This is a genomic window from Streptomyces viridosporus (assembly GCF_002078235.1).
Lineage (GTDB): Bacteria > Actinomycetota > Actinomycetes > Streptomycetales > Streptomycetaceae > Streptomyces > Streptomyces viridosporus.
Map to the genome: position 1 here is coordinate 1 of NZ_MSGP01000015.1, position 18,310 is coordinate 18,310.

Consider the following 18,310-nt stretch of genomic DNA (forward strand, 5'->3'; position numbering starts at 1 on the left):
TGGCGTGCAAGGAGTGGAACGCGGTTCCGGAGGACGGCCTGGAACTGACCGGCATGTCCTACGACAACACCCAGGGGCTCGGTGCCGACACGTGGCGGCACGTGGCGTTCATCGAGCAGCGCAAACCGCTGGGCGGTCAGGAACCGGGCACCGGCCACGAGGGCGTCGACGTCTTCGCCGCGGCCCGGGGGCTCGGCACCTCGCCGGACTCCCCCGGGCCGGGCGCGACCGCCCCGGCGCCGGGCGCCGCTCCCGCGGGCGCCCCGGCCGGGGAGATCTCCCCCCTCGCACCCGACGGGCGCACCGAGCTGCGCTGGCTGATGTCCTCCGACGTGTGCAAGCACTGCACCCACGCCGCCTGCCTCGACGTGTGCCCCACCGGGTCCCTGTTCCGGACCGAGTTCGGCACGGTCGTCGTGCAGGAGGACATCTGCAACGGCTGCGGCTACTGCGTGCCCGCCTGCCCGTACGGCGTCATCGACCAGCGTCCGAACGACGGACGCGCCTGGAAGTGCACCCTGTGCTACGACCGGCTCGGCGTGGGCATGGAACCGGCCTGTGCCAAGTCCTGCCCCACCGACTCCATCCAGTTCGGCCCGCTGGAGGAACTGCGGGAGCGCGCGGCGGCCCGGGTCGCCCAGCTGCACGCGGCCGGCGTCGCGGACGCCCGTCTGTACGGCGAGGACCCGGAGGACGGCGTCGGCGGCGACGGCGCGTTCTTCCTGCTGCTGGACGAGCCGGAGGTGTACGGTCTGCCGCCCGATCCGGTCGTCACCACCCGCGACCTGCCCGCCATGTGGCGGCACGCGGCGGCGGCGGCCGCCTCGCTCGCCGCGCTGGCCGCCGTCAGCTTCACCAGGAGGCCGCGATGACCGGGTCCGACGCCCCCCGGGACGGGGCGGAGGGCGCCCGTCCGGGACGCGAGGCCCTCACCGGAGCGCGCGCCGGCCGACGCCGGCGCGGACGCGGACGCGGCGAGCAGGCCATGGTGCCCGACGTCGAGTTCTCCTCGTACTACGGCAAGCCGGTCCTGAACAGACCGACGTGGAAGGCGCTGGACATCGCGGGCTACCTCTACCTCGGCGGCCTCGCCGGGGCGTCGTCGCTGCTGGCCGCCGGGGCGGACGCCACCGCCCGGCCGGCGCTGGCCCGCACGGCGAAGCTGGGGGCGGCGGGCGCCGTCTCCCTCTCTCTGGTGGCGCTGGTGCACGACCTCGGGCGCCCCGCCCGCTTCCTCAACATGCTCCGCGTCGTCAAACCCACGTCCCCGATGAACCTGGGTTCGTGGCTGCTGGCGGGCTACGCGCCGCTCACGATGGCCGCGGCCGCCGCCGACGTCGCGGGCCGGTACCGCGCCGTGGGCGCCGCCGCCACCGCGGGCGCCGCCGCCCTCGGTCCGGCGGTGGCGACGTACACCGCCGTGCTGCTCTCCGACACCGCCGTGCCGTCGTGGCACGAGGGCCACCGCGAGCTGCCCTTCGTCTTCGCCGGCTCCGCCGCCACCGCGGCGGCCGGGCTCGCCCTGGCCGGGGCCCCCACCGGGCAGACCGGTCCGGCGCGCCGCGCGGCCGTCCTGGGCACGGCGCTCGAGCTGGGCGCCTTCCGGGTGATGAAGCGGCGCATGGGACTGGCGGCCGAGCCCTACGGGACGGGCCGGCCGCGCACGCTGCTGCGCGCCGCGGAGGCGCTCACGGCCGGTGGCGCCGTGCTGGCGGCGTCCGCGGGCCGCCGGAGCCGGGTGCTCGGCGCCGTGGCGGGCACGGCCCTGCTGGCCGGTTCCGCGGTCCTGCGGTTCGGCGTGTTCCACGCCGGGGTGGCCTCGGCCGAGGACCCGAAGTACATGGTCGTGCCTCAGCGGGAGCGGCTGCGGGCCCGGTCCGGGGCCCAGGGGCCCGGCGGAGCGCCCTAGCCCCCGCCCGGGCCCCGCTCCCGCGGAGACCCAACCCCNNGGGGTTGGGTCTCCGCGGGAGGGGTACTCCCCAGCCGTCCGGGCCGCCCGGACACGGCGTCCGGGAATGCCGCGTGCGGGCCGCCGCGGGAGAATTCGTACAGGGACGGGCCCGCGGCCGGGACCCGGGGGCCCCGGGCGGCGCACGACGAACGGCACAAGACGAGCGACACACGGCAAGCGGCACTCCGAAGGGGCTGACCTCATGGGTGTGCGGACCTGGATCGATTCCTGGCCGGTCTACCGCCAGCTCAAGGGCACCGACCCGCTGGGCCGCGGGGCTGCCGCCAAGAGCGGCCACAGCGCGCGGCTCACGCCCCGGGTCGCCTCCGCGGATCGGGTCGTGAAGTCGATCTGCCCGTACTGCGCGGTGGGCTGCGGCCAGAACGTCTACGTCGAGGACGGGCGCGTCACCCAGATCGAGGGCGACCCCGACTCCCCCATCTCGCGCGGCCGGCTGTGCCCCAAGGGCGCGGCCAGCCTCCAGCTCACCACCGGCGGCGCACGCGAGCACCAGGTGCTGTACCGCCGCCCGCACGGCACGCAGTGGGAACACCTGGACCTCGACACGGCGATGGACATGATCGCCGACCGGGTGATCGAGGCCCGCCGGGCCGGCTGGCAGTGGGAGGTGGACCGGACCCGCACCCGGCGCACGATGGGCATCGCGAGCCTGGGCGGGGCCACGCTGGACAACGAAGAGAACTACCTGATCAAGAAGCTGTTCACCGCGCTCGGCGCGATCCAGATCGAGAACCAGGCGCGTATTTGACACTCCTCCACCGTTCCCGGTCTGGGAACCTCGTTCGGCCGCGGCGGCGCGACCACCTTCCAGCAGGACCTGCAGCACTCCGACTGCATCGTCGTCCAGGGCTCGAACATGGCCGAGTGCCATCCGGTCGGGTTCCAGTGGGTGATGGAGGCCAAGGCCCGCGGCGCCAAGGTGATCCACGTCGACCCGCGGTTCACCCGCACCAGCGCGCTGGCCGACGTGCACGTGCCGCTGCGGGCCGGTTCGGACATCGCCTTCCTCGGCGGGATCATCAACCACGTCCTGCAGAACGACGCCTACTTCCGGGACTACGTGGTCGCGTACACCAACGGACCCGACATCCTGCGGGAGGACTTCCGCGACACCGAGGACCTCGACGGGGTCTTCTCCGGGTTCGACCCCGAGAGCCGCGACTACGACCCCGGCACCTGGCAGTACCAGGGCTCCTCGGTGCGGCCGGCCTCCGGCCAGCGCGACCAGCACTTCGAGGAGCGCCACGAGACCGACAGCTCCGTCTCGCAGGCCGCGCGCGGCGAGGCCCACGGCTCCGGCGGTGCCGCGATCTCCCAGACCGAGCCGGAGCGCGACGAGACGATGACCCACCCGCGCTGCGTCTTCCAGGTGCTCAAGCGGCACTACGCGCGCTACACGCCCGAGATGGTGGAACGGATCTGCGGTGTCCCCCAGGACCTCTTCCGCCAGGTGTGCGACCTGGTCACCGAGAACTCCGGGCGGGACCGCACCACCGCCTTCGCGTACGCGGTCGGCTGGACCCAGCACACCGTCGGCGTCCAGTACATCCGCGCGGCGTCCGTGCTGCAGGCCCTGCTCGGCAACATCGGCCGACCCGGCGGCGGCATCCTCGCGCTGCGCGGCCACGCCTCCATCCAGGGGTCGACGGACATCCCCACGCTGTTCAACCTGCTGCCCGGGTACATCCCGATGCCCCACGCCCACCACAACCAGAACCTGGACTCCTTCGTCCGGGCCGACGAGGCGAGCAAGGGCTACTGGGGCAACATGCGCGCCTACCTGGTGAGCCTGCTCAAGGCGTACTGGGGCGACGCGGCGACCGCGGAGAACGACTTCTGCTTCGACTACCTGCCGCGGCTGACCGGCTCCCACTCCACCTACGAGACGGTCATGGCCCAACTGGAGGGCACCTGCAAGGGCTACTTCCTCATGGGCGAGAACCCCGCGGTCGGCTCCGCCAACGCCAAGCTGCAGCGGCTCGGCATGGCCCACCTGGACTGGCTGGTCGTCCGGGACTTCTCCCTCATCGAGTCGGCCACCTGGTGGAAGGACGGCCCGGAGATCGAGACGGGCGAGCTGCGCACCGAGGACATCGGCACGGAGGTGTTCTTCCTGCCGGCCGCCGCGCACACCGAGAAGGACGGCAGCTTCACCAACACCCAGCGCCTGCTGCAGTGGCACCACCAGGCCGTCGAGCCGGCCGGCGAGGCGCGCAGCGACCTGTGGTTCACCTTCCACCTCGGGCGGATCATCCGGGAGAAGCTCGCCGCGTCCACCGACCCGATGGACCGGCCGCTGCTCGACCTGGTCTGGGACTACCCCACGAAGGGCGCGCAGGCCGAGCCGGACGCCGAGGCCGTCCTGGCCGAGATCAACGGGCGCGACGCCGAGGGCGCCCCGCTCACGGGCTACGACCAGCTCAGGGACGACGGCTCCACCTCCTGCGGCTGCTGGATCTACTGCGGGGTGTACGCCGACGGCGTCAACCAGGCCGACCGCCGCAAGCCGGGTGACCGGCAGAACTGGGTCGCGGGCGAGTGGGGCTGGGCCTGGCCCGCCAACCGCCGGGTGCTGTACAACCGCGCGTCGGCGGACCCGGAGGGCAGGCCGTGGAGCGCGCGCAAGGCACTGGTGTGGTGGGACGCGGAGCGCGGGGAGTGGGCCGGGCACGACGTCCCCGACGTCAAGAAGGACAAGTCCCCCGACCACGAGCCGCCGCCGGACGCGACCGGGTCCGAGGCCCTGTCGGGCACCGACGCGTTCATCATGCAGGCCGACGGCAAGGCGTGGCTGTACGTGCCGTCCGGCCTCACCGACGGGCCGCTGCCGACGCACTACGAGCCGCAGGACTCGCCGTTCCCCAACCTCCTGTACGGCCGGCAGCGCAACCCGGTGCGGCACCTGCTGCTGCCGCCGCACTCGGACAACCGCTACCAGCCGAGCGCCGGCGAGCCGGGCACCGAGGTGTTCCCCTACGTGGCCACCACCTACCGGCTCACCGAGCACCACACGGCGGGCGGCATGTCCCGCTGGCAGCCCTATCTGGCAGAACTGCAGCCGGAGTTCTTCTGCGAGGTGTCACCGGAACTCGCCGCCGAGCGCGGTCTGGAGCACACCGGCTGGGCGACGATCGTCAGCGCCCGCGCCGTGATCGAGGCGCGGGTGCTGGTCACCGACCGGGTGCCGCCGCTGACCGTGCACGGCCGCACCCTGCACCAGGTGGGGCTCCCCTACCACTGGGGCCCGAACGGCTACAGCACGGGCGACGCGGCCAACGAGCTGCTGCACCTGTCCCTGGACCCCAACACGCACATCCAGGAGGCGAAGGCGTTCGCCGTCGACATCCGGCCGGGGCGCCGCCCGCGGGGCCCGGCCGCCCCGGAGCTGGTGCGCCGCTACCGGGAACGGGCGGGCATCGACGAGCGCACCGGCACCGATCCGTGAGCCGGCCGCGTCCGCCGGTTCACCGCAGGACGACGGAGTGCGCCCCCTTCGGGACGAGTTCCCCGATGACCGGGGCGCCCGGCACCTCCCCGGCCACCAGCAGCCCGCCCGAGGTCTGGGCGTCGGCCAGGAGCAGGCGCGTGTCGTCGTCCGCGGACCCGAAGTCGGTGAACGGCGCCACCCACTCCAGGTTCCGCCGGGTGCCGCCGCTGACGTAGCCGTCCCGCACCGCCTCCCGGGCCCCGTCGAGGTAGGGCACGGCGGCGGTGTCGACCACGGCGGTCACGCCCGAGGCACGGGCGAGCTTGTGCAGATGGCCGAGGAGGCCGAAGCCGGTGACGTCGGTGGCGCAGGTCGCCCCGGCGGCCAGGGCGGCGGCCGAGGCGTCCCGGTTGAGCGCCGTCATCGTGGCCACCGCCTGCTCGAACCGCTCGCCGGTGGCCTTGTGGCGGTTGTTCAGCACCCCCAGCCCCAGCGGCTTGGTGAGCGACAGCGGCACGCCCGGGCGGCCGGTGTCGTTGCGCAGCAGCCGGGCCGGGTCCGCCAGGCCGGTGACGGCCATCCCGTACTTGGGCTCCGGGTCGTCCACGCTGTGTCCGCCCCCCACGTGGCAGCCCGCCTCGGCCGCGACGTCCAGCCCGCCGCGCAGCACCTCGCGCGCCAGCTCGAAGGGCAGGACGTCCCGCGGCCAGGCCAGGAGGTTGACGGCGAGGACCGGGCGCCCGCCCATCGCGTACACGTCGGACAGGGCGTTGGCGGCGGCGATCCGACCCCAGTCGTAGGCGTCGTCCACGACGGGGGTGAAGAAGTCGGCGGTGGCGACCACGGCCAGGTCCGCGGTGCCGCCCCGCGCGGGCAGGCCGGCCACGGCCGCGTCGTCACCGGTGGCCAGCCCGACCAGGAGCGGTGTGTCGCCGGAGGGCGGCACCGGCCCGGCGAGGCCGCCGAGGACGTCCTCCAGCTCGCCGGGCGGGATCTTGCAGGCGCAGCCGCCGCCGTGGGCGAACTGCGTGAGGCGGACGGGTGCGTGCGTCGGGGTGTGCATGTCTGGCTCCTGATCGGTTCGGTGCGTGTGCCGGGAGGAAGAGGGGGTAACGGATAGCCTGGGCGGCGGAGGAGGCGTGTGGGTGCCTGGTGGCCCTCCCGGTCTTCAAAACCGAGGTGCCCGAGGATCTCGGGCAGGCGGGTTCGATTCCCGTCCGCCTCCGCTCCCCGCGCCGGCCCGGCAGCGCCGGTGCCGGTCGTCCACCCGTTCGGTGAGGCCCCGTCCGTCCAGGAGCTCCAGCAGCGGTACGGCCACCCGGCGCGTGGTGTCCAGGGCCTTGCGGGCCTCGCTCAGGGTGAACGGCTGCGGAAGGCCGCGCAGTACGGCGGCGGCCCGGGCGTCCGCCCCCGGCAGCAGGACGATGCCCTCGCCGACCCGCAACAGCGCGCCCGCGGCGACCGCGGCGGCCAGCTCCCTGCGCCCGAGCCCCAGTTCGGCCAGCCGGTCGGCCTCCGGGGCACGGAACGGGGTCCGCTCCAGCTCCCGCCGCACGGCGTCGACGGCGGCCCGGACCGGCGGCGGGAGGGTGGGTCCGTCGTTCCCGGGTCCGTGCAACCGCCCCTGGCCGCGGCGCAGTCGTACCGTGCCGGGGTGGTCGGCGAGCGCGTCGACCAGGGCCCGGTCGGGCAGGCCGAGCAGGCGCCGGGCGGCCTCGGTGGGCAGGCCGGGGTCCATCGGGTGCCGTGCCGCGTACCGTTCCACCTCGGTGCCCAGGCGGCCGCGCAGCGCCGCCCAGTGCTCCGGGTCGGCCAGCCAGTCCCCGGCGACCGGCGGCGCGGGGGCACGCGCGCCCATGGCCAGGAGCTCCGCGCGGCGGACGAGCCGGCGCCGCCTCAGTTCGGCCGCGCCGTCCGGGCGGCCGGTCATCCCCGCCAGTTCGGCCGCCCTGGCCCGGGCCGCACCGCGCCGGTTCAGCTCCGGCGGCCGGACGTCCAGCACGGTCACCCCGCACGGCGTGCGGCTCCCGCCCGGCTCCCGCAGCACCGCCCGGTCGCCGATCCGCAGCGGCAGCCTCCGGGCCAGGGTGAGCCGGGCCGTGTCCGCCCCCAGCGGCCGGACGGTCACCGGCACCGCGGCGGTGCCCAGGTGCAGGGTGATCCTCCGGGGGAGCTCGTCGGCCGGCGCTCCGCCCACCCGGACGTCGGTCGTCCCGGTGAGCAGCCAGCGGTCCGGCGTCAGCAGCACCTGGCCCCGGCCCAGTACGCCGTCCGGGGCCCCGTGGACGTTGACGGCCACGCGCGCCACACCGCCGACGGCGGACCGGTCCTCGTGCAGGCACTGCAGCCCGCGCACCCGCAGCCCGTCCGTGCCGTCCCCCGCCACCAGCCGGTCGCCGACGCGCAGGGTGCCCGCGCCCAGGGTGCCGGTGACGACCGTGCCGTGGCCGCGCACGGTGAAGGCGCGGTCCAGCCACAGCCGCACGTCCGCGTCGGCGGGCGGGACGGGCAGGGCGCGGGCCAGCCGGGCCAGCTCCCCGCGCAGTGCGTCCAGTCCCGCGCCGGTCACCGCGCTCACCGCGACGGACGGCACGGTGCCGAGGGAGGTGGCGGCCATGCGGCGGACGGCCTCGGCCCGTACGGGCTCCGGGTCGGCCAGGTCGCTCCGGGTCACGGCGAGCACGGCGTGACGGACGCCGAGCGCGTCCAGGATCTCCAGGTGCTCCTGCGACTGCTCCTGCCAGCCCTGGTCGGCGGCGACCACGAACAGCACGGCGGGGACGGGCCCCACGCCGGCCAGCATGGTGGCGACGAACCGCTCGTGGCCCGGCACGTCGACGAGGGCCAGGTGTTCACCTTCCAGGCCGTCCGGGCCGTCCAGCCGCGTCCACACGAATCCGAGGTCCAGGGTCAGGCCCCGGCGCCGCTCCTCCTCGAACCGGTCGGGTTCCATCCCGGTCAGTGCCCGGGCCAGGGCGGACTTGCCGTGGTCGACGTGCCCGGCGGTGGCCAGCACCCGCATCCCGCCTACCTCCCCGTGGCCGACCGGACGGCCCCGGCCAGCCGCTCGTCGTCCTGTTCCGGCACCGCCCTGAGGTCGAGCAGGCACCGCCCGCCCTCCAGCCGCCCCACCACGGGGACCGGCCCGGTGCGCAGGGCGGCGGCGCAGTGCTCGGGCAGCGACAGGGCGGCGCTGGGCAGCGTCACACCGGGCGCCCCGCCGCCGCCCACCGTCGCGAAGCTGTCCACGGCCCGTACGTCGATGCCGGCGGCGGCCAGCGGGGCGGCGAGCCGCTCGGCGCGGCGCCGCAGGTGCCCCGGGTCGGCGTCGAGGGCCTCGTCGGTCGGGGTCGCGGGCCCGGTGAGCGTCGCCTCCAGTGCGGCCAGGGTCAGCTTGTCCACCCGCAGGGCGCGGGCGAGCGGGTGCCGGGCCAGGGCGCGGACCGTCTCCTCCCGTCCCAGGAGCAGACCGCACTGCGGGCCGCCCAGCAGTTTGTCGCCGCTCGCCGTGACGAGGGCCGCCCCGGCGCCCAACTGGCTCTCGGCGTCCGGTTCCTCGGGCAGCAGCGGGTGGGGCGCCAGGAGTCCGGAGCCGATGTCGACGACGACCGGGACGCCCAGCGGCGCCAGTTCGCCGACGCCCGCGGCGCGCGTGAAGCCGGTGACGCGGAAGTTGGAGGGGTGCACCTTCAGCACGAAGGCCGTGTCCGGGCCGATCGCCCCGGCGTAGTCGGCGGCGGTGGTGCGGTTGGTGGTCCCCACCTCGCGCAGCCGGGCGCCGGTGGACACCAGCAGGTCCGGCAGGCGGAAGCCGTCGCCGATCTCCACCATCTCCCCCCGGCTGATGACGATCTCCCGGCCGGCCGCGAGCGCGGTGGCCGCCAGCACCAGCGCGGCGGCCCCGTTGTTGACGACGTGCGCCGCGGCGGCGGACGGCACCCTCTCGCGCAGGGCGGCCAGCGCGGTGCGGCCCCGCCGGGCCCGTACGCCGGTGCGCAGGTCCAGTTCGACGTCGGTGGGGCCGGCGGCCTCCTGCACCGCCTGCCGGGCGGCCGCCGACAGCGGCGCCCGGCCGAGGTTGGTGTGCAGCACCACGCCGGTGGCGTTGATCACCGGCCGCAGCCCGCTCGCCGACCGCGGCAGCAGGGCGACGGCCGTGTCGGCCACCGCCTCCGGCGGCACGGTGCCGTCGCGCGCCCGCTCCTGCGCCCGGCGGACCGCCGACTTCACCGCGCCGGTCCCGAGTCGGCGCGCCGCCTCCCGCAGGCGCGGATCACCGAGGACGGTGTCGGTGCGCGGGATGCGCCGGCGCACGTCCGGACCGGGTCCGCGCGACGCGTCCCCCTCCCCCTCGGGGGCGCCGCCCCCGGTCAGCCCACCGCTCCGTCCGGTGGTGACCCACTGGTCCACCCGGTTCCTCCGTTCGGGCCCGGTCGTCGGCCGATCGTTTCCTCATCGTCCCCCTGTGCCCCCTGCGGGGAGTACGACACGCCGGGCCGCCGGTCGATCTCACGAGCGGCCCCCGGCGCTGTCCTCGGCGCCGGCACCGGGGCGGTCGTCCCGGTGCCGGGTGCCGGGCAGCATCTCCTGCACCTTGGCCTTGAGCCCTTGCCTGACCATGGAGCCGCGGTCGCTGTCGCCCTGCAGGATCGCGGAGGCGGCGGCCTCGATCTGGTCCAGGGAGGCGTGCGGCGGGATCGGCGGCACGGCCGGGTCGGTGCGGAAGTCGACGACGAAGGGCCGGTCGGCCGCCAGCGCCCGGTCCCAGGCCGCCTCGACCTGCTCGGGCTTCTCCACGCGCACGCCGTCCAGGCCGATGCGCTGCGCGATCTCCGCGTAGGGCAGGTCGGGGATGTGCTGGGACTCCTCGAACTGGGGGGCGCCGGACATGGCCCGCATCTCCCAGGTGACCTGGTTGAGGTCGCCGTTGTTCAGCACGGCGACGATCAGCCGCGGGTCGGACCACTCGCGGTAGTACTTCGCGGCGGTGACCATCTCCATCATGCCGTTCATCTGCATGGCGCCGTCCCCGACGAGGGCGATGGCGGGCCGGTCCGGGTGCGCGAACTTCGCGCCGATGGCGTAGGGCACGCCGGGGCCCATGGTGGCCAGGGTGCCCGACAGCGAGCCGCGCATCCGCCCGCGCAGCCGCAGGTGGCGGGCGTACCAGTTGGCGGCCGAGCCGGAGTCGGCGCTCAGGATCGCGTCGTCGGGAAGCTTGCCGTCCAGGGCGTGGATGACGTACTCCGGGTTGACCGGGTCGGCGTCCACGGCGGCGCGCCGCTGCATGACCTCCCACCAGCGGGCGACGTCCTTCTCGATCTTCTCGCGCCAGGCCCGCTTCTCCTTGCGACGCAGGTGCGGCAGGAGCCGGCGCAGCGTCTCGCGCGCGTCGCCGACGAGGTTCACCTCGAAGGGGTAGCGCAGGCCGATCATGTGCGGGTCGATGTCGATCTGCACCCCGCGCGCCTGGTCCAGCTCCGGCATGAACTGCGTGTACGGGAAGCTGGAGCCGATCATCAGCAGGGTGTCGCAGTCCTGCATCAGCTCGTAGGAGGGCCGGGTGCCGAGCAGGCCGATGGCGCCGGTGACGTAGGGCAGGTCGTCGGGGAGCACGTCCTTGCCGAGCAGGGCCTTCGCGACGCCGGCCCCGAGGACGTCCGCCAGTTCCTCCACCTCGGCACGGGCGGTGCGGGCGCCCTGGCCGATGAGCACGGCGACCTTCTCGCCGGCGTTGAGGACCTCGGCGGCCCGCTGGACGTCGGCGTCGGCGGGCACCGGGGCGTACCGGCCGAGCCCCATGCTCGACGGCACCATCTTGAAGGCGTGCGTCGGTGGGCTGTAGTCCAGCTCCTGCACGTCGGCGGGGATGATGACGGCGGTGACCGTGCGCCGTGCGTACGCGGTGCGGAAGGCGCGGTCGATGAGGTTCGGCAGTTGCTCCGGCACGGTCGCCGTCTCGCAGAAGTCGGAGGCGACGTCCTTGTACAGGCTCTGCAGGTCGACTTCCTGCTGGTACGAGCCGCCCATCGCGCTGCGGTTGGTCTGCCCGACCAGCGCGACGACGGGCACGTGGTCGAGCTTCGCGTCGTACAGCCCGTTGAGCAGGTGGATCGCGCCGGGGCCCGAGGTGGCCGCGCAGACGCCGACCTTGCCGGAGAACTTCGCGTATCCGACGGCCTGGAACGCGGACATCTCCTCGTGCCGGGACTGGACGAACCGCGGATCGTCGCCGGCCCGCCCCCATGCCGCCAGCAGGCCGTTGATGCCGTCGCCCGCGTAGGCGAAGACGTGGTCCACCTCCCACTCGCGCAGCCGCTGGAGGATGTAGTCGGATACCTTCATGCCGGCCCTCGACCTTCCGTTTCCGCTGGGGTGCGCCCGCTCGGCCCGGCCGCGCGGCACGCCGTCGGGAGCGTGACGGGTTCCGTGCGGCCCCCGGCACAAACGTCAGCGGTCCTCGTCGTCCGGGTTCTTCCCCTCCTCCTTGTCCGGGGTGAGGCCGCCCTGCTCGCGCAGGGGGGTGCCGTCCCGGGCGAGACGGTCCGCGAGTTCGTCGGAGAACAGCCGGCGGCGGTCGACCGCGTGGGTGCGGTAGGCGGTGCGGCCGACGATCTGACTGGTGATGGGCGCGTTGAACAGCTGGAAGAGGGCGACGAGCAGCAGCACCGGGGCGTCCCTGAGGGGCCGGTTCACGGCGGCTCCGACCAGGATGAGCAGCAGGCCCAGGGTCTGCGCCTTGGACGCCGCGTGGAGACGGCTCACGGTGTCCCGGAAGCGGAGCAGCCCCACCGCGCCGAGCAGGCAGAAGCACGCGCCGGTGAGGAACAGGACGGCGGTGACGACGTCGCGCAGGAGGGTCATCGCATGCCCTTCCGTTTCTCGACGAGGTGAGCCGCGGTCACCGACCCGATGAAGGCCAGCAGGGCGAGGACCACGAGCACGGGGAGGGCGGTGCTGTCGTCGCGCAGCGTCATGCCCACGGCCGTCCCGGCGATGACCATGGTGACGATGACGTCGAGCGCCATGATGCGGTCCAGGGCGCGCGGCCCGTGCACGAGGCGCACCAGGGTGAGCAGTCCGGCCACGACCAGTACGCCCAGCGTGACGCTGTACAGGTGGGTCATCCTCGTTCCCCTCGGTGGTCCGGTGGTGTGCCGTCCCGCGGGGGGACGTCCGACGGATCGATCGGTGACCCGCGCCCGGGCGGGGCGTGGCGGTACCCGACGGATCGGGCGACCCTGCGCTCCAGGTCCTGTGTCTCCTTCTTCCGGAGGTCGACGGTCTCCTGGTCGCGGACCGGGAGCGTGTGGACGTACAGACGCCTGCGACGGCGGTCGATCTCGATGACCACCGTGCCCGGGGCGATCGTGGTGATCTCGGCGACGACCGTGATCAGCACGTCGTCGTCGATGTGCAGGGGAACCTCCATGATCGCGGAGCGGGTCCTCCCGCCGTGCCGGACGGCCGCCCAGGCGACGGTGGTCCCCGACCTGATGAGGTCGACCAGCAGATGGAACAGCAGCGCCCCGATCCACAGCGGCCGGGGCACCGCTCCCGGCAGGACGGACGGCAGCGGGAAGAGCGCGACGATCAGAAGGGCGGCGAGCAGCCCTCCGACGAGCACCACCGCGCTGAGGGAACCCCACAGCACCACCCACAGCAGCCACAGCCACACGACCAGCGGCAGGTGGTGCAGGATCCTGCGGGACCTCTTCCGCGGGCTCACCGGTGCTCCCCCTCCCCCACCAGGACGACGGACCGGTACGCCTCGGGATGCAGGAGGTCCTCGGCGGCCCGCTCGGCGATGTGCGCCAGCGGGCCGGCGAAGACGGCGACCGCCACTCCGGTCAGGACCATGCCGGCCGTCGCGGTGAGCATCAGCCGGGCACCGCGCACTCCGCCGGGCTGCGGCTCGGGCGCCTCGGTGACCGAGGACGCGAGTCTTCCGGGCGCGCCGCGCACCGTGCCCATCGGTCGCCCCGCGAAGGCCGTGGTCCACACCCGCGTCATGGCGTAGAGCGTGAGCAGGCTGGTGAGCAGGGCGGCCGCCGCGAGGCAGTAGGCGGCCGCACCGCCCTGGGCGACCCCGGCCTCGAGCAGGGCCAGCTTGGCGACGAAGCCGGAGAACGGCGGGACCCCCGACAGACTCAGGGCGGGCAGGGCGAACAGCACGGCGACCAGCACGCCCGGCGGCGGCCACTTCGCCATGCGGGGCAGCGACGCCGTTCCCGCCCGGATCACGGCGAGGCCGGCGGCGAGGAACAGCCCGGCCTGGACGACGATGTGATGGACGATGTAGAGGATGGTGCCGGTCAGTCCCCGGACGTCGAACAGGGCGATGCCGAACAGCATGAAGCCGATGTGGCTGACCAGGGTGAAGGACAGCAACCGGTTGATGTCGTCCTGGGCGATGGCGCCGAGGATGCCCACGACCATGGTGACGATCGCCGCGCAGGCCAGGAGGATCCACCCGCTGCCGCGCGGGAACAGCAGGGTCTCGGTGCGCAGCACGGCGTAGACGCCGACCTTGGTCAGCAGCGCGGCGAACACCGCGGTGATCGGCGCGGGAGCCGTGGGATAGCTGTCGGGCAGCCAGAGGTGGAGCGGGATGATCGCCGTCTTGATGCCCAGGACGACCAGCAGCAGCAGGGAGAGCGTCTCGCGCAGCCCGTGCGGCAGTTCCGCCAGCCGCGGCCCGAGCTGCGCCAGGGTGACGGTGCCTGCGGCCGCGTACACCAGGGCGATCAGGGTGATGAACAGGATGGACGAGGTCAGGCTGACGATCGTGTACGTCATGCCCGCGCGGGTGCGGTTCTCGTCGGCGTCGATGGTGATCAGCACGTAGGAGGCGGCGAGCATCACCTCGAAGGCGACGAAGAGGTTGAACAGGTCACCCGTGAGGAAGGCCAGGCTCACGCCCGTGACGAGGACCAGGTAGGCGGGGTGGAAGACCACGGCCACGCGGCGGCCCTCCTCCGCGGTGCCCTGCCCCATGGCGAAGAGCAGCACGGCCAGCGTGATCAGCGTCGACACGGTGAGCAGCAGCGCCGACAGCCGGTCGGCGACGAGGGTGATGCCCAGCGGCGCGTCCCAGCCGCCGACGTGCAGGGCCTGCGGGCCGCGGGTGTCGGCGAGCACGAGCAGCGCCAGCGCGTCGGCCGGGACCAGGGTCAGGACGACGACACTGAGCAGGCGCACCGCGCGCTGGGACAGGCGGAGCAGGGTCAGACCGGCTCCGATGGCCGGCAGCATGACGGGCAGGGCCAGCAGCGCCTCCGTCATCGGTCACCTCCCTGCTGTGTGCCGTCGTCGGCCGGGCCCGCGTCGGGACCGGAATCGGGTTCGGGGTCGGGGTAGGTGTCCTGATCCTTGTCGGCGCGTTCCCGGATGGTGCCGATGCGCCGGTCCTCCGGGTCGTCGGGGACCCCGTCGTTGCCGGTCAGGTACCAGGACCGGTAGGCCAGCGCCATGAGGAAGGCGGTGAGGCCGAAGGTGATCACGATGGACGTCAGCGCCATGGCCTGGGGCAACGGGTCGGCGATCCGGTCGGGGTCCGCGGACGCGCCGTCCAGCACCGGGGGCAGGCCCGGTGTGCCTCCGCCGACCAGGAGCAGCAGGTTCGTGCCGTGGCCGAGGATGAGGAAGCCGAGGACGATGCGCATCAGCGAGCGCTGGAGCATGAGGTAGAAACCGACGGCGAAGAGGCCGCCGACCACGAGGGCCAGCGTCACGTCGATCGTGCTCACCACCGGCCTCCCTCCTCCCCCCGGGCCCCGTGCCCGGCCTCGTCGCCCCCGCCGTTGTCGTCGTCGTCTTCGTCGTCTTCGTCGTCCGCGTCCTCGTCGTCCTCGTCCCTCGCCGCGGCCCTGGGGGCGTCGAGGGAGACGCCCACCGCCGACAGCAGCCTGAGCACGACGCCGACGACCAGCAGGTACACGCCGATGTCGAAGAACGTGCTGGTCGCGAACTTCACCGTGCCCAGCACCGGCGGGTGGAGGGTCACCACCACGCTCTCCAGCGGCACACCGCCGAAGGCGAGCGGAAGCAGGCCGACGAAGGCCGCCAGCATCAGTCCCGAACCGGCGATCACGCTCCCGCGCACCCTCACGGCGGCCCCCAGGTCGGCACGTCCCCCCACGAGGTACCGCAGTACGAACGCCTGACCCGCCACCAGGCCGCCGGAGAATCCTCCGCCGGGGCTGTAGTGCCCGGAGAACAGCAGGTACAGCGAGAGCAGCAGGATCGAGGGGAACAGCAGCCGGGTGGCCACCTCCAGCAGGACCGACCGCTCGCCGCCGGACCGCTCGCGGGCGCCCGGCAGCCAGGTCTCCACGGGCTCGTCCCAGTGCGCCGTCGGGAACGGTCGGCCGACGCGGTCGCCGGTCTCCCGCACCGCGCCGGGGCCGCCCACCCTGACCAGGCTGGCGACGCCCACCGCCGCGACCAGGATCACCGCGATCTCGCCCAGGGTGTCCATCGCGCGGAAGTCGACGATGATCGCGTTGACGATGTTCTGGGCGCCGGTCTCCGGCGTCCGGCTCACGTACTCGGTGGAGATCGCCGGGGTCTCCCGCGCGGAGGAGGTCATCAGGGCCAGGCAGGCGACGAAGACCCCGACCGCCCCCGAGGCCACGACCCGTACGACGCGGGTGCCGGTCCGCGCCCGGCCGGGTTCGAACCGGGCCGGCATCCGGCGCAGCACCAGCACCACCACGACCAGCGTCATGGTCTCCACGAGGAACTGGGTGAGCGCCAGGTCCGGTGCTCCCCGGATCAGGAAGATCACCGCCACCCCGTAACCGGCGGCTCCGGACAGCAGGATGCCGGTCAGCCGGTGCCGGGTGACGACCACCGCCGCCGCTGCCGCCAGCACCATCACCGCGAGGAACGGTTCGCTCGGCGACCACCACCACTGCGGCGAGCCCAGCGAGGGCGTCGAGGCCACCAGCACCGCACCCGGCACCGCCACCACGGTGACCAGCAGCACCGTCATGTAGACCGGCAGCGAACCGACCTGGGTGCGACCGGTCAGGACCACGGCCAGCCGGTCCACGGCCGCCATCGCACGGTCGAACCCGCGCTGCACGTCCGGCAGCCGGGGCGGGCGCCACCGGTCGCGCCACACCAGGTGCAGCAGGACACCGAGGAGGATGGACAGCATCGACAGGCCGAACACGGCGGTGAAGCCGTGCCAGAGGGACAGCTCGTACGAGCCGTGCGGGCCCGGCGGATAGGCGTCGGCGTAGGGCGTGGTGAGGGCCGCGGTGCCCGCGTACCACACGCCGAGGACCAGGGTCGCGGTCGACAGGACGGCCACGGGCGCGACGAACCCCGGGGCGGGCCGGTGGGCGCGGGCCGCCACGTCGCCGGGAGGTCCGCCGAAGGCACCCTGCAGGAAGCGGGCCCCGTAGGCCACGGTCAGGAGGGAGCCGAGCAGGAGCGCCGCCGTCAGCCAGAGGTGGCCGCCGAGTTCCGTGCCGTACAGGAACGCCTCCACCGCGGCCTCCTTGCCCAGGTACCCGAGCAGCGGCGGCAGGCCGGCCATCGAGGCCACGGCCACGGTCGCGACCACGCACACCACGGGCATGCGGCGGCCGAGACCCGACAGTTCGCGGATGTCGCGGGTCCCCGTGGCGTGATCGATGATGCCGACCGACAGGAACAGCGCGGACTTGAACGCCGCGTGGGCGAGCAGCATGACCGTCCCGGCCAGCGCCGCGGTCCGGGTCCCCGCCCCCAGCAGGGCGGTGAGCATGCCCAGTTCGCTGACCGTGCCGTAGGCCAGCAGCATCTTCAGGTCGGTCACGCGCAGCGCCCGCCAGGCGGCGAGCACCATGGTGACCAGCCCGACGACGAGCACCATGGGCCGCCACGGGGGCACGTCCGCCAGGGCGGGCGCCAGCCGTGCGACGAGGTAGACGCCCGCCTTGACCATCGCGGCCGCGTGCAGGTAGGCGCTCACCGGGGTGGGGGCCACCATCGCGGCGGGCAGCCAGCCGTGCAGCGGCATCTGCGCCGACTTGGCGAACGCCCCGATCAGGACGAGCACCACCGCGACGGAGACCGTCGTGCCGCGCGGGGGGTCGGCGAGGATGCCCGAGACGCTGTAGGTCCCGGCCGCCTGGCCGAGCATGATGAAGCCGAGCAGCATGACCAGGCCGCCGCCCGTGGTGACCAGCAGCGCCTGCCGGGCGGCGCGCCGCTGCTCCGCGGCCTCGCCGCGTTCGGCGATGAGCAGGAACGAGGCGACCGTGGTCAGTTCCCAGAAGACGTAGAGGACGAACAGGTTGTCGGCCAGGACCAGTCCGGTCATCGCGCCCGCGAAGGCCAGCAGTGTGGCGGCCAGCCGGCCGGCGTCGTGCTCCACGTAGTACCGGCAGTACAGCAGCACCAGGGCGCCGACACCGGCGACGATCCAGAGCATCAGCAGGGCCAGGGCGTCCAGGCGCAGTTCGACGGTCAGCCCGAGCGAGGGCGCCCAGGACAGGCTCTCCACGTACTCGCCGCCGGCCAGCACCCGCGGCGCCCGCGTGCCCGCCCAGACCACGACCGCCAGCGGGACCAGGGCCGCCACCGGCCACACGGCGCGGCCGAGCCGTCGCTGCCACCAGGGGATCGCCAGCGCGACCCCCGCATGGGCGGCCAGCAGGAACAGCACCGCCGCACCAACTCCTCCGTCGACTGCCGGTTCACGCGGTCCCCCCGTGCGGGCGGATCCGTCCCGCTCGGTTCTGGCGGTGTACCCCGGTTCGACTTCCGCGTGTGCCCCGAGCAGCAACAATCAACCGCAAAGATGTGGCAGACGGGTGTACCGCACCGGTGCGCCGCGGGAGCCGCGGACTCGTCCGGGGAGAAGCGGGGAGAAGACGGAGACCGCGCGGACGCCCACCCGGGTGCGGACGGCCCCG

At 74.2% G+C, this 18,310-nt stretch carries 12 protein-coding genes, 1 tRNA gene and 1 pseudogene; 4 read left to right on the top strand and 10 right to left on the bottom strand.

The annotated features are described in order from the left end of the window. The 3 genes from B7L92_RS01180 to fdh all read left to right on the top strand — a co-directional run. The coding region (locus B7L92_RS01180) for a 4Fe-4S dicluster domain-containing protein (RefSeq protein WP_081235636.1) at positions 1-872 on the top strand (872 nt) is incomplete at its 5' end. Then, a complete protein-coding gene (nrfD, locus tag B7L92_RS01185) occupies positions 869-1,909 on the top strand; it encodes an NrfD/PsrC family molybdoenzyme membrane anchor subunit (RefSeq protein ID WP_174703903.1) in 1,041 nt (346 codons plus the stop codon). The genes B7L92_RS01180 and nrfD, both read left to right, overlap by 4 nt. A 244-nt stretch (positions 1,910-2,153) precedes the next feature. Beyond that, positions 2,154-5,417, top strand: a complete 3,264-nt coding sequence (fdh, locus tag B7L92_RS01195; RefSeq protein ID WP_255310705.1) for a formate dehydrogenase — start codon at positions 2,154-2,156, stop codon at positions 5,415-5,417. Positions 5,418-5,436: 19 nt separating this feature from the next. Here the strand turns inward: fdh and selD are convergent, their stop codons facing one another. Continuing rightward, positions 5,437-6,462 carry a selenide, water dikinase SelD gene (gene selD / locus B7L92_RS01200; RefSeq protein WP_081235639.1) on the bottom strand — a complete coding sequence of 342 codons (1,026 nt, stop codon included), beginning with the start codon at positions 6,460-6,462 and terminating at the stop codon, positions 5,437-5,439. A gap of 70 nt (positions 6,463-6,532) precedes the next feature. Between selD and B7L92_RS40495 the strand changes: the two genes are divergently transcribed. Continuing rightward, positions 6,533-6,625: transfer RNA gene (locus B7L92_RS40495), tRNA-Sec, on the top strand. A gap of 35 nt (positions 6,626-6,660) precedes the next feature. Here the strand turns inward: B7L92_RS40495 and B7L92_RS01205 are convergent. From B7L92_RS01205 to B7L92_RS01245, 9 genes and pseudogenes are all read right to left on the bottom strand, one after another. Further along, positions 6,661-8,421 (bottom strand): annotated as a pseudogene (locus B7L92_RS01205) (SelB domain-containing protein); the annotation flags it as partial. A 5-nt stretch (positions 8,422-8,426) separates the two neighbouring features. Beyond that, positions 8,427-9,773, bottom strand: a complete 1,347-nt coding sequence (selA, locus tag B7L92_RS01210; RefSeq protein WP_081235669.1) for an L-seryl-tRNA(Sec) selenium transferase — start codon at positions 9,771-9,773, stop codon at positions 8,427-8,429. A gap of 135 nt (positions 9,774-9,908) precedes the next feature. Next, positions 9,909-11,744 (bottom strand): thiamine pyrophosphate-requiring protein, encoded by a 1,836-nt coding sequence (locus B7L92_RS01215; protein ID WP_081235641.1) that lies wholly within the window; start codon positions 11,742-11,744, stop codon positions 9,909-9,911. 105 nt (positions 11,745-11,849) lie between these two features. Next, a complete protein-coding gene (gene mnhG, locus B7L92_RS01220) occupies positions 11,850-12,263 on the bottom strand; it encodes a monovalent cation/H(+) antiporter subunit G (RefSeq protein WP_081235642.1) in 414 nt (137 codons plus the stop codon). Further along, positions 12,260-12,526: an MrpF/PhaF family protein gene (locus B7L92_RS01225; protein ID WP_081235643.1), complete on the bottom strand. Its 267-nt coding sequence runs from the start codon at positions 12,524-12,526 to the stop codon at positions 12,260-12,262. Before B7L92_RS01225 ends, mnhG begins: the two co-directional genes overlap by 4 nt. Beyond that, complete coding sequence (locus B7L92_RS01230) at positions 12,523-13,128, bottom strand: Na+/H+ antiporter subunit E (protein WP_081235644.1); 606 nt, start codon at positions 13,126-13,128, stop codon at positions 12,523-12,525. Before B7L92_RS01230 ends, B7L92_RS01225 begins: the two co-directional genes overlap by 4 nt. After that, positions 13,125-14,684, bottom strand: coding sequence for a Na+/H+ antiporter subunit D (locus B7L92_RS01235; protein ID WP_081235645.1), 1,560 nt, complete (start codon positions 14,682-14,684; stop codon positions 13,125-13,127). Before B7L92_RS01235 ends, B7L92_RS01230 begins: the two co-directional genes overlap by 4 nt. Next, on the bottom strand, positions 14,681-15,148 hold the full coding sequence (locus B7L92_RS01240) for a Na(+)/H(+) antiporter subunit C (protein ID WP_255310706.1): 468 nt from the start codon (positions 15,146-15,148) through the stop codon (positions 14,681-14,683). The genes B7L92_RS01235 and B7L92_RS01240 overlap by 4 nt, the downstream gene beginning before the upstream one ends. Further along, positions 15,145-18,060, bottom strand: a complete 2,916-nt coding sequence (locus B7L92_RS01245; RefSeq protein WP_081235647.1) for a Na+/H+ antiporter subunit A — start codon at positions 18,058-18,060, stop codon at positions 15,145-15,147. The genes B7L92_RS01240 and B7L92_RS01245 overlap by 4 nt, the downstream gene beginning before the upstream one ends. Between the last annotated feature and the right edge of the window lie 250 nt (positions 18,061-18,310).

Bases quoted from the DNA above. Each gene is read 5' to 3' on its own strand.
- B7L92_RS01235 (WP_081235645.1), bottom strand. From the start codon at position 14,684: ATGACGGAGGCGCTGCTGGCCCTGCCCGTCATGCTGCCGGCCATCGGA.
- nrfD (WP_174703903.1), top strand. From the start codon at position 869: ATGACCGGGTCCGACGCCCCCCGGGACGGGGCGGAGGGCGCCCGTCCG.
- B7L92_RS01215 (WP_081235641.1), bottom strand. From the start codon at position 11,744: ATGAAGGTATCCGACTACATCCTCCAGCGGCTGCGCGAGTGGGAGGTG.
- mnhG (WP_081235642.1), bottom strand. From the start codon at position 12,263: ATGACCCTCCTGCGCGACGTCGTCACCGCCGTCCTGTTCCTCACCGGC.
- B7L92_RS01225 (WP_081235643.1), bottom strand. From the start codon at position 12,526: ATGACCCACCTGTACAGCGTCACGCTGGGCGTACTGGTCGTGGCCGGA.
- selD (WP_081235639.1), bottom strand. From the start codon at position 6,462: ATGCACACCCCGACGCACGCACCCGTCCGCCTCACGCAGTTCGCCCAC.